The sequence below is a fragment of the Luteibacter sp. P4_E6 genome (genome assembly GCF_056401535.1).
On record NZ_JBFUJE010000087.1, the window covers coordinates 1 to 12090 of the forward strand.

General features: G+C 63.8%; 10 protein-coding genes. 1 reads left to right on the top strand and 9 read right to left on the bottom strand.

Annotated features, from left to right (window positions below):
- On the bottom strand, positions 1–620 hold a 620-nt coding region (locus tag AC1DT2_RS07895; protein WP_477295681.1), incomplete at its 3' end, for a lyase family protein.
- Positions 621–846: 226 nt separating this feature from the next.
- Between AC1DT2_RS07895 and AC1DT2_RS07900 the strand changes: the two genes are divergently transcribed.
- Positions 847–2244 (top strand): class II fumarate hydratase, encoded by a 1398-nt coding sequence (locus AC1DT2_RS07900; RefSeq protein WP_477295683.1) that lies wholly within the window; start codon positions 847–849, stop codon positions 2242–2244.
- A 27-nt stretch (positions 2245–2271) separates the two neighbouring features.
- On the opposite strand, the gene AC1DT2_RS07905 is transcribed toward AC1DT2_RS07900, so the two are convergent.
- From AC1DT2_RS07905 to AC1DT2_RS07940, 8 genes are all read right to left on the bottom strand, one after another.
- Positions 2272–5751, bottom strand: coding sequence for a patatin-like phospholipase family protein (locus AC1DT2_RS07905; RefSeq protein WP_477295685.1), 3480 nt, complete (start codon positions 5749–5751; stop codon positions 2272–2274).
- A gap of 151 nt (positions 5752–5902) precedes the next feature.
- Entirely contained in the window at positions 5903–7150 is a 1248-nt protein-coding gene (locus AC1DT2_RS07910; protein ID WP_477295687.1) for a serine hydrolase domain-containing protein, read from the bottom strand.
- Between the two features lie 89 nt (positions 7151–7239).
- Positions 7240–8202 (bottom strand): hypothetical protein, encoded by a 963-nt coding sequence (locus AC1DT2_RS07915; RefSeq protein ID WP_477295689.1) that lies wholly within the window; start codon positions 8200–8202, stop codon positions 7240–7242.
- Positions 8199–9056, bottom strand: coding sequence for an ABC transporter ATP-binding protein (locus AC1DT2_RS07920; protein ID WP_063572317.1), 858 nt, complete (start codon positions 9054–9056; stop codon positions 8199–8201). The genes AC1DT2_RS07915 and AC1DT2_RS07920 overlap by 4 nt, the downstream gene beginning before the upstream one ends.
- A complete protein-coding gene (locus tag AC1DT2_RS07925) occupies positions 9053–9427 on the bottom strand; it encodes a GntR family transcriptional regulator (RefSeq protein ID WP_046969113.1) in 375 nt (124 codons plus the stop codon). The genes AC1DT2_RS07920 and AC1DT2_RS07925 overlap by 4 nt, the downstream gene beginning before the upstream one ends.
- A gap of 4 nt (positions 9428–9431) precedes the next feature.
- Positions 9432–9767: a hypothetical protein gene (locus tag AC1DT2_RS07930; RefSeq protein WP_477295692.1), complete on the bottom strand. Its 336-nt coding sequence runs from the start codon at positions 9765–9767 to the stop codon at positions 9432–9434.
- Positions 9768–9807: 40 nt separating this feature from the next.
- Positions 9808–9993 carry a hypothetical protein gene (locus AC1DT2_RS07935; protein ID WP_063572314.1) on the bottom strand — a complete coding sequence of 62 codons (186 nt, stop codon included), beginning with the start codon at positions 9991–9993 and terminating at the stop codon, positions 9808–9810.
- Between the two features lie 399 nt (positions 9994–10392).
- A partial coding sequence (locus AC1DT2_RS07940; protein ID WP_477295694.1) for a TonB-dependent receptor occupies positions 10393–12090 on the bottom strand: 1698 nt, incomplete at its 5' end.

The window sequence follows — 12090 nt, forward strand, 5'->3', positions numbered from 1 at the left end:
ATCTTGCCCGGGATCTCGATGGCGACGAGCTGGCGACGCTGACGCTCGAGGCGCGCGACGACGTTGGCGATTTCCTTGCCCATGGTCGTCGGCGAGGCGGTCTGGCCGTGCGTGCGAGCGAGCAGGGAGAGGCCGGCGTGCTCGTGCGCGAGGCCGCGCAGCATCGCGATGACCTTGTCCAGCGCTGGCAGCAACACCGATTCACGCGCGTCGCGCAGCATCAGCGAGTAAGCGAGGTTGTTGATGTCTTCGCTGGTGCAGGCGAAATGCACGAACTCTTTGGCCTGGGCGAGGGCGGGATCGTTGCCGATCTTTTCCTTGATAAGGTACTCGACCGCCTTGACGTCGTGGTTGGTCGTGGCCTCGATCGCCTTGATCCGCTCGCCGTCCTCGATGGAGAAGGCGTCGGCGATGGCGAGCAGGCGGGTCACGGCGTCGGCCGGGAAGGCCGGCAGCTCGACGATGCCCGGGTGCGCGGCCAGGGCCAGCAGCCAGTGGATCTCCACGTGCACACGGCGATGCATGAGGCCGAATTCGCTGAAGATGGGGCGCAGCGGCTCAACCTTGGAGGCGTAGCGGCCGTCCAGCGGCGAGAGGGCGGTCAGCGTGGCGTGGGACATGGGGCGTTCCTGGAGGCTAGGCGGGGCAGCCGCTGATTATACCGCCTGGGCGCTGCGGGGGCCTTGTGTGGGAGCCGGCTTTGCCGGCGATGGGTGCTGGCGACGGCCTGCCCGCTGCCGCGGGATCGCCGCTGAAGCGGCTCCCACAGGGGAATAGGGGCCGCACACGTTCAAAAATGCATCAAGGGGCCTTACTGTAGGGGAATCTCCCACCGAGGTTCCCCGCATGAGCAAGTTCCGCACCGAACGCGACAGCATGGGCGAGTTGAAGGTACCCGCCAAAGCCCTCTATGGCGCCCAGACCCAGCGGGCGGTGGATAACTTCCCGGTGTCGGGGCTGACCATGCCGCGCGAGTTCATTCGTGCGCTGGGCCTGATCAAGTCGGCGGCGGCAGAGGCGAACGTCAAGCTGGGGCACCTCGACAAGGCCTCCGCCAAAGCCATCCGTGCCGCCGCCGAGCAGGTCGCCGCCGGTGGCGTCGACGAACACTTCCCGATCGATGTCTTTCAGACCGGGTCGGGTACCAGCTCGAACATGAATGCCAATGAGGTCATTGCTCACCTCGCCGAGGCGGCCGGCACGACCGTGCACCCGAACGACCACGTCAACGCGGGGCAGAGCTCCAATGACGTGATCCCCACGGCGATCCTGGTCAGCGCCAGTCTGGCGACGACCGAGAAGCTGCTGCCGGCGCTGAAGCACCTGCGCAAGACCATCGACACCCGTGCCAAAGAGCTGAAGAAGGTCGTCAAGACCGGCCGCACTCACCTGATGGACGCGATGCCGATCACTTTCGGACAGGAGCTTTCGGGCTGGTCGGCGCAGATTGCCGATGCGTCGGAACGTATCACCGACACCCTGAAGCGCACGCGTCGCCTGCCTCAGGGTGGCAGCGCGGTGGGTACGGGCATCAATGCGGATCCGAAGTTCGGACCGGCGGTTGCCGTCGAGCTGACGAAGCTTACCGGCGTGAAGTTCGAGTCCTCCGAGAACTACTTTGCGGGCATGGCTGCACAGGACGCCCCGGTCGAACTTTCTGGCCAGCTTCGTGCGCTTGCCGTTGCCGTGATGAAGATCGCCAACGACCTGCGCTGGATGAATTCCGGTCCGCTGGCAGGTCTGGGCGAGATCGAGTTGCCGGCACTCCAGCCCGGTTCGTCGATCATGCCGGGCAAGGTCAATCCGGTCATTCCGGAAGCGGCGGCGATGGTGGCAGCCCAGGTCATCGGCAATGACGCGACGATAGCCGTCGCCGGCGCGTCGGGTAACTTCCAGCTCAACGTGATGCTGCCCGTCATCGCGTACAACCTGCTGCAGTCGATCGAGATCCTGTCGAACGTGATCGTACTGCTGGCTGACAAAGCGATCGCCGGCTTCAAGGTCAACGAAGAACACATCCGCGAAGCGCTCGACAAGAATCCCATTCTCGTGACCGCGCTCAATCCGGTCATCGGCTACGAGAAGGGGGCCGCCACGGCCAAGCAGGCTTATAAGGAAAAGCGTCCGATCATGGATGTTGCCCTCGAAACCACCGGCCTGTCGAAGGCCGAGCTGGCCAGGCTGCTCGATCCCGCCACACTGACCAAGGGCGGCATTCACGGCGGTGGTGGTGGCGGTGGTTGAGGGAGGGCGATCTGTCGCGTTGCCGGCTCAATGCGCCGGCAACCACAGCTCGAGGACGCCTGGCCGGCCTTGTCCCTGCGGTAGGGGCACGACCTGGGGCGTTATGTGGTGCGCGGTGGTGGCCCATCCGGCAAGGGCCGTTGCGCAGCCTGCGCCATCCGACGTGGTGTAGAGCAGGGTAGGCTGGTTCCACTGGAAGGGAATGCGCGTGCCGCGCCGCGCTGCCGTGGCTGTGACGTTCTCGACGCCCGGAGCACGTAGGCCGAGCGTCTTGAGCGCCGCGTTGTAGGCCATCGCTCTCTCCCGCGAGGTGTCGTTGTAAACCTGTGTGTACACGGTGGTGGGTCGGTCCGTACCGCCGCACGCAGTGCGGACATCATCTGCGGTGTAGGTCACTTCGACGGTGGGCACCTTCGTGCTCGTGGCCACAGGCGCGGTCTGCGCGCGCGCGGGTCCGGCAGGTGCAGGGGGTGGAGCGGGGGCGGCCACCGCAGCGTCCCGTGCAGGTGCCGCGGTTGCGCCGGTCAGCACCGCCGGCCCCAGGTCGGTCGCCCCGGTCGTCGCATGGGATGCCAGCGTCGTGGTCCCCTGATCGTTGGTTGAGCCCTCGATCGGAACAGGATTGTCCCAGATTCGATACTCCGCCAGGTTCGTCTCCCACGTCCCCGGCGATGGCACCAGCGCTCTTTTCAGATTGTCGGCGAGGTTGGTGCAGGTGAAAAGGTCGATGCCGGCGCCGCAGCGGGCGCGCACCCGGGTTTCCAGCGTCGCCATGTCGTCGCGATTGCTTCCCGCCAGCGGTGTAGCGGATGACAATCTGATCAAGTCAGTCACGTCGTCAGACGCACTGTCGACGTCGATCGTTGTTTTCTTGAAGTCCTCGCGAACGATGCGGATCTGCGCGGTGACCTTGCCCGCATCCTCGGCGGCGGCTTTGGCGAGCGTTGCAGCCTCCGTTCGCTGCCCGTCCCATGCCTGCCAGATAGCGATCAACGCCGTGGCGACGGCACCCAGGCCAATCGATGCCCCGACGGTGGCGGCCGTCGATCGCTTGGCTTTCACGGGCTTCTTCGGCGCGAGTTTCCCGGTGGGCATGGTGATCACGGCTGCTGCTTTCACCAGGGCCGGCAATGCGGCAAGGCTCGGGCCGGAAAGCAGCGAGCCAAGATAGGTGCCAAGGTGACAATAGCTTTCCCACTGTTCTTCGCTGAAGAACTGTTGGGACGTGGGCTGCTGTGGGAACGGCGGTTGCCGCTCGGCATACGCGGTGGTGTCCAGATCGAACGCGGTGGGCACGCGCGGCTTCACGATCAGGAGCGCACCCACGAACGCTTCGTCGCTCGCAGTCCGGGGCGGATAAGTGACACGCGCAAGCAACAGGAAGTCATCGCCCGGCTTGTTGGTCATGGACGTTGGCGTTGCGAGGAAGGGCGCCAGAGCAAACCCTGTAAGCGTCGGATCCAGAGGGTCGATGAACTCGATGTCACAGTCGTAATCGATGCGTGCCTTACGCACAAGGTTTTCGACATCGCCGAAGAGGTAGTCGGGATCGGCGCCGCAGTCCGCGAGCACGACGAGGTCGAGCCGCCGCTTGAGCAGGGCGTAGACACCGGTGTTGTCGAAGTGGCCGCCGTCGGACAGGTACCATTGAGCGCTTTTCAGCCCGGGGAACATGCCCAGGCATTCGCGCAACATTGCCCGGTACTTCTCGAGAAAAACCCAGCGAGTGACGGGTTGGGAGAGATTCTTCTGCCAGTATCCGAGGCGCAGGCCGCTGATGAACAGCAGCGCCGACAGGGCAGAGCGCGTATAGGTACCCATGCCCGAGCCGATCGCCGCACCGGAGATGGCGATCCACTCTGCCAGCGTTGTGTTCTTCAGTGGCGCGGCCGGAGGACAGGCGGGTCCGGTGCCTATCTCCGCACCAAAGCTACTGACGGTGAGCGAGACGCCCTTGCGATCGGCATTGAACGTGCCCGTGCGGTCGTCGATCGTCTGGTTGATACAGCAGTTGATGAGATGGATGGGGCCGCCATGCAAGTGAGGTGCGTAGGCCGGGAACGGAATATCGTCGTTCGGTAACAGCTCGGTGGCCTTGGCAACCAGATCTGTCACGGGCACGCCATTCAACGTCAGGTTCTTCGAATCCAGCGCGCTTGCGGGACAGCGCGAGCCAGCTGCGCCGAAGTTTCCGGTTGCGACGTAGGCCCTGGCCAGGCGGGACCGATAGAACAGATGCAGCGACGACAGGTTGAGGAAATCCAGGCTTTGGCCCGTGATAAGCATGTACGCCGCAATGGGAATCACCAGGCAGGCGGCGCGAACGACGTCGTTTTGTAACCATGCGGGAAAGTCCCGCACATCGCCCGGAAAGGCGATCAGCTGCACGAAGGTCGTCCAGAAAAGGATGATCAACCCCAGGAGCAGGTATGACGCGATCTGCGCCAGCGCCAGCCACGGAATCGCAGCACGGCCGTTGCCCTTGCCACGCGTAAGAAACGCGGGAACGGCGGTACGTAGCGCCGCGAGCAGGACGGACATAATGCCTGCGCCGGCAAAGACGCTGGTGCCGTGCTCCCCCGTGCGGATGTTCAGGAGCCAGTGGCGAATCGCCCAACTGGCAACGTCCAGGCAGCCGATGACGAGGACGCCCAGGGACAGGCCCAGCAGGCCGGCGAGCACGTTGTTGAATATGACGCGATTGCGGCCTGCGTCGCGCTGCGCCAGTGACGTGGCCAGCGCGACAAGATAACCAAGGGGGCAAACCAGGCATGCGGCCCCCACCACCATCGCCGCGGAACGAAGCGACCAGCCAGGCGATGTCGCCGCCGTATAGAACAGGGTCGTTGCCAGCAGGATGGTCAGGATGCTGACGCCAGCGCCTGCCCATAGTCCCCTGCCGAGGAACCAGTAACCGCACATCATGGCGGCGACAAACGCGAGCATGAGCGGCAGTACCACGAACCATGCGCTGCCCGCGATAAACCAGATGGGGTCCGGCGTCGGCAGCCACACGGTGACCATGTGCGCGATCACAACGATGACGCCGATCAACAACGCCAGGAAAGCGATTTCCAGTTGCGTCGCGATGAACGCGCGGAACTGCGTCGTCCAGGTCTTGAACAGGTCGCGTGCGCCTGCGGGGGTGAGGAATCGGCCGTTCTGCCGGAGCCACCAGATAACGAGCGAATCGTCGTCCGCGATGGCCTTCTCGACAGTCGCGGCGGTGGCGGGGTTGTTGGCCCCTTTGTACAGGCGCCCCCACGCCGAGCCCACGTAGCCGCCACCGGACACCGTGGACAGGTAGTCGAAGCGCTTCAGGATGTGTTGCTTGGCCAGGCCACGAAGCACGCCCAGGCAGAACGTCGCGCTGCGAATGCCGCCACCGGAAAGGGCGAGTCCATACCACGAGTCATCGGCGCCGCCGCGGGACACGCGTCGGCTCTCGCGAGCCTGCGCCTCAGTCGGCTCCTGGGGCACGTCGTCCCCTGCGTGTTCCGCATTCATCGCGACTCTCCCCGTGCACCATCGGCGTCCCCCGCCCACGGCATCCTGCCGTGACTACGCCCGCTTGTACGGGACAATCCCTGCCTGCCGCAACTGGCCAAACGTTGTAAGTAACGGTCCCCGGGGCGTGAGGATCGGACAACGTGGGGTTCTACAGGCTCGGTTTCGGCAGCGTGCAGGCGGAACGTGGCAGTGCCCGCCCGGCTTCACCCCTCAACTCGGGGTGGTCAAAGGGGATGTAGTTCTCCCAGTACCAGGGAAAGCACGTCTCGCCGATCGTCGCCTCCAGCAGGTAGGCAAAGAGGCTCTCGCCGTTGGAACTGTTGCTCAGCAGCAGCACGCAATCGCGCGAGTTCATCTGGCAGACCGCGAGGTTGTTCGTGCCGTCGTCGTGGCCGGACTTGAAGAAGACGGGGCCGTTGGTGGACTGATAGCGGGCCATGCCCAGCCCGTACCCGAGCTTGATGGCGTCGTTGTCGGTCGTATCGGGCGAGCGGAGTGTCGGGAACTGCTGGAGCGAGTGGATCGCGATGCGCGGTGTCAGCCAGTCACGGTAGGTGGTAGCGCTCAGTCCGTCGCCGCGCACCATGGCGGCGAGCAGCTGGGCATAGTCGTGCACGGTGGTGTCCATCGACCCCGCGGCACGGACGGATTCGCGGTGCTTGTGACCCAGCGCCTTGCCGTTTTCGTCGTAACCGATCGCCACGTTGCCAGCGAAGTCGTCGCGCCAGGTCATGCTGGTGCGTGTCATGCCGAAGGGCGTGAACAGGCGCTTGCGCATCAAGGTGTCCACGTCGATGCCCTTGCCGTTCTCGATGACGAACTGCAGCAGATTGATGCCTTCGCCGGAATACGCGTAGCGCGTGCCCGGAGTGAAGTAAAAAGCCAGCTTGCCGTCGGGGTCGTAGTCCTTACCAGGCGGCCAGTAGCGATAGTTGGCAAAGCCCGAGCGATGGCTGAGCAGGATCGCTGGCGTCAGCGCTTTCCAGCGGTCGTCGCCTGCCAGATCGGCGTACTTGTCGTACGCGGGCAACGGTTTGGGCAGGTCGGCGGCGATGCTTAAGTCGAGGTCGAGACGGTGCTCGTCCACCAGTCCCATCAGCGCGTACGCGAAGGCCATCTTGGTGATGGATGCCGCGTACATCACGGTGTCGGTCTGCAGGGGAAGATGCTGTGCCGTATCGCGCTCGCCGTAGGCGTGCACGTAGGTCACCTTGCCGTCTTCGATGATCGCGATAGCCAGGCCCGGGACGTTAGCGGCTTTCATCAGCTGCTCGACGCGGTGGTCGAGTGCTTCGCCGCGCAAGGGCTTCGGCGCGACGGGAGCGAGCGGATGCGTGGCGCAGGCGGCGAGCAGAAGAGCGAGCGGGACGAGCAGGAACCCCAGCGGACGGACCATGACCAACCTCCGGATGACGAAGATAGTAACCCTGGTTTTTAAACCCCTCAAAGGAAGACGGCTCCCGAGGGAGCCGTCCGAACGTCGTGTCAGCTCTCGTCGCGCCAGCGGCGGAACCAGATGGCGCCGGCGATCATCGCGGCACCGGCTGCCGCTCCGATCCAGAGCGAGGGGCTGCCCATCGCGCTGTAGTGGAAAGCCAGATCCAGGCTATCGAGTAGGGCGACAGGATCGTTATGCCCCGGGAACACGGTCATCGTCGAGTTTCCTGCCCATCCCCCCGGGACCAGGCCACCGAGCATCCGGCCAACCACGTTCTTCCAGTACCAGTTGCTGGAAAGATCGGCGAGTCCCATCAGCCCGAACCAGGAGACGATGACGCCAGAGCCGACCGGCAGGGCGATAGCCCAAAGAAACGGTTTGCTCTTCGACCAGGCGGAGCAGAGARGCAACCAGCCGAGCGTAGGCAATGCCCAGATAGCGTACAGCGGGATCAGTGCGATCAGGTGGAGCACGACACGGATCGGGTGTGCCTCTATCAGCAGCGACCAGACGCTGACGCCATGCATGCTTGCGGCGATGGCCAGGAGGATCATCATCGCCAGTCCCACGATCACGCCGACGACCAGGGCGATCACCGGTGCCACGATGGCTGCGCTTGCCAGCTTGGACAATACGGTGGATGTGTCCGACAGCGGCAGGGACTTCCAGAACAGAATGCTGCGGTCGCGACGATCGTCGTACAGCGCGCCAAGGCAATAGAAGAAGACCACGATGGCGGTGATGCCGAGAATGATCGCGGCGACAGCGTAGAGCATGATGTCGATGCCGGCGCCTGCGTTTTGCAGGTCCTGCACGCTCATATTGTTCTGGAAATGAACGTCGCTGCCGAACTTCAGTCCACCCCAGTGCTCGCGACCGAGTATTTCGCCGAGGATGATGCCCATGCCGTTGAGCACGAGGAAGACGATGCCTGCGATCACCGGGGCCCAGAAGAAGCCGCCCTTGTGTTCCCAGAACTCGCGCTTGACCAGCCAGTAGAAGGTTTTCATGCGTAGGTGCCCTTCATGGTGGCGACGAAGAGGTCGCCGATCGACGGGCGTCGTACCTCGCCCAGGCGTTCCAGCTCGGGCCGGCTGACGTTGTCGAAGAGGAAAATGCTCTTGCCGAAGACCTGGCGCTCGTCGAGCGGCTTCAGTTCCCGGGCGGCGTGCGCGAACTCGGCGCCGACCAGCACCTCGGCAAAACGCTCACCCAGGCTATCCATGTCGGTGTCGAGCACGATTTTGCCGTCGCGGATGAACATGAGGTCGGTGAGGATGTGTTCGATCTCCTCGACTTGATGCGTGGTCACAAGGATGGTCTTGTCCTCGTCGAAGTAGTCTTCCAGAAGGCTCTGGTAGAACTGCTTGCGGTAAAGGATGTCCAGGCCCAGCGTGGGTTCGTCCAGCACGAGCAGCCGGGCGTCGATCGACATCACCAGGGCCAGGTGCAACTGCACGATCATGCCCTTGGACAGTTGTTTCACCTTCTGCTGCGGCTGCAGCTTGGTGCGGGCCAGGAAGGCGTCGCACTTGGCGCGGTTGAAGCGGGGATGTGTGTTGGCGACGAAGTCCACCGCGTCCTTCACCCGGATCCAGCGGGGCAGCACGGCCACGTCGGCAATGAAGCAGACCTGTTCCATCAGCTTGTCGCGATCCTTGCGCGGATCGAGGCCGAGGACATTGAGCTCGCCTTCAAAGGTGGTCAGGCCGAGGATGGCCTTGAGCGCCGTGGTCTTACCGGCACCGTTGGGGCCGATAAGGCCGACGATCCGGCCCGACCCGATCTGGAAGGTGGCGCCGTCCAGCGCCTGCGACGACTTGTAGCGTTTGCTCAGGCCAGTGGCGGTAACGACCGCGGTCATGACGGATCCTCCGTGGAGCCCTGGGCTTCACGCATTAAGGTCTTCAGGTCGAGGCCCATGCGCTGGAGGCGGGCAAACAGTGCCGGCCACTCTTCGCGCAGGAAGCGCTCCCTTTCACTTTTCAGTAGCGCGTCACGCGCTCCATCGATAACGAACATGCCAAGACCCCTCCGTTTCTCAACCAATTGTTCGTCGACCAGCTCCTGATAGGCCTTGGAAACGGTCAGCGGGTTGATTTGAAAATCCCCCGCGACCTGGCGTACCGACGGCAGCGGGTCGCCTTCGTTCAAGGCGCCGTCCAGGATCATCGCCACTACGCGTTCGCGGAGCTGGCGGTAGATCGGGACGCTGTCGTTCCAGGTGATGGACATGTATTTAATCCTTGGCCGTGCGGCGCAGTGCATTACCAAACGAATAGTAGGGCATGGCCAGCTGCGCGCCGATCAAGGCAGCGGCGCGATCTTCCGCGCTGCGCTTGAGGGCGGCAGCCGCCGAATCCAGGGTGGCCTCGCTGGCCATGGCAGCCTCGCGCACATCGGCGTCGGTGGGCCGTACCTGGATCCCTGGCAGGTCGACGACGCGGACGCCGTTGACGAAATGGGGGGCGGTGACCAGTGCAGCGGCGCGGTCATCGAAGGAGCGCAGGGCGAACACGCTGGTTCCGGCGATAAGTACAGAGGCGGTGAGTGCGATGAGGTTCGGCGCTTTCATGGTTCGACTCCGATGACTTTGCTGCAGGTCGGTCAGTGGGTTAGAGGGCGGCGACGTCGGCGTCGGCGTTGGCGTAGACAACGATCGGGGCCAGGTTGGTGACGTGCGTGCCGTTGATCTCGGTGAGCGGGGCGGCGGAGATGGAGGTGCTGTAGAAGCCGGCCAGGGAAGCCGTGGCAATGGCGAAGGCGGCGGCGAGGGCGGCGAGGTTGAGGTTGTTTTTCATGTCAGTACTCCAGTGGTGGTGTGGGTGACCGGTGTTGTAGTGAACTATAACACAAGATTTTTAGTCGTCAACCAGAATTTCGTGAAATTCCATATGACTTATGGCCTATGCCGTGCCGCGCTGTGCTGGTGGGGTGCGTCGGCGGCACTACCTCTGATGCGGCTTTGGAGGAAAAGGTTTAGGGCAGCACGGCAAAGCGCTGTGGGAGCCAGACGCCGATCTGCGGAAGCCAGCGCAGACCTGTGGGAGCCGCTTCAGCGGCGATTGGGTGCTGCCAGCTAGCCTGCCCGCTGCCGCGGGATCGCCGATGAAGCGGCTCACACAGGGCCGCTCGCCTCGAACGAAAACGGCCGGCCCTTTGCAGGGCCGGCCGTTAGCCGATCAGGGTGGCTCGGAGCCTTACAGCTCCGCGCGGAACTCCACGCCGATGATGCGCGGGTCGTTGACGAAGGCCGTGCGGTTATTGAAGTCGATGCCGCCGGTGATCACCTTCTTGTCGGTGATGTTGCGGCCGTAAAGGGCGATCTCGCGCTTGCCGAAGTCCCAGTTGTAGCCCACGCGGATGCCGCCTTCGAGGAACGGCTTGCTCTTGAACTCTTCGGAGTCGTACAGGAAGAAGTTCACTTCGCTGCGGTAGTTCCAGTCGGTGTAGACGAAGAACTCGCCGCTCTCGCCATACGGAATGCCGTAGCGCGCGGTCCAGGTGCCGATCCACTGCGGCGCATTGGGCAGCGAATTGCCGTTGATCAGCGCATTGCCCTCGGCGTTCAGCGGATCGAGCACCGTGCATCCGCCACCGCAGGGAGCGATGGCCAGGTTCTTGTCCTTCAGCTCGGTGTGGTTATAGCTGCCGCCGGCCGTCATGTAGAACTGTGGCGTCAGGTAGGCCTCGAGGTCGAATTCGGCGCCATAGCCTTCGGTCTTCTTCGCATTGATCAGCTCGGTGACGTTGGTTTCACCGCCCACCGCCGTGAGCTGCTGGTTGTGCATGTTGTACTTGTAGATATCGGCGTTGAAGCGGAGCTTGTTGTCTTCGGTCGTCGACTTGAAGCCCACTTCGTACGAGGTCACCGTTTCCGGCCTCGCCGTGGAGATGCTGTTTGCAAAGGTGATGCGGCCCTGCACGCTGGGTGCGCGGAAGCCGTTGGCGACGCGTGCGTACACGTTCGCGTTCTTCGACAACTGCCAGGTGCCGGTGAGGTCGCCGCTCCAGCGCGAGTCGGTCGGCTTGGAGGTCAGCGGGCCGATGGGGCCGGTGAAGCCAAGGAAGCGTTCGGCGCTGAAGTCACGCTTGTCGTGCGACCAGCGGGCGCCGGCGCGCAGGTCGAAGTCGTCGGTGAACTGGTAGTCGGTCGAGCCGAACAGCGCCCATGCCTTCGTGTGCTGGCTCTGGTCGACCAGGCCGTTGAGGGCGTGGTTGTTCAGCGTGTCGTACGAATAGTTCGTAATCGCGACGTCTTCGTCGAAGTAGTACGTACCGACCTGCCACTTCAGGCGCTCGGCACTGTCGTTGGACAAGCGGAATTCCTGGCTGATCTGGCGATCCTTCGGCAGAGCGTCGGCGGTCTCGGAATAGAAGGGCGTGGTGCGGTTGGTGCTGCTCGGGCGGGCCGGCGTTTCCGAGGCGTCGTAGCCGCCGTCGACGTCGCCGAGGCTGTACGTCTGGGCGCGCTCCAGGCCGGTGATCGAGGTGAAGTTCAGATCGCCGAAGTGCCAGTTCAGGTGGAGGTTGCTGCCCCAGGTGAACAGGTGCTGCTTGTTGTTGCCGTCCTGCGACACCGAATCGCGATCGAAGCCCTGCACGAACTGGTCGCTGCCCAGGGTAATCGCATTGGCGCGGTTGACCATGGCGCTGCCGTCGAGCAGGCGACCATGCACGTTGATCAGCGCGTCGAAGTCGTCGGAGTGCTTGTACAGGGCCTGCAGGCGAACGGCGCGATCGTTGTAGCCACCGAGATCGTTCTTCTCGCCCTTGTAGTCGTTGTCGATCCAGCCGTCGCGATGCTGGGCGATGGCAGATACGCGGCCCGACCAGTCGGAGCTGATCGCGCCACCGAGGGCGGCTTCGGCATTGGCCGTGCCATACGAGCCATAGGA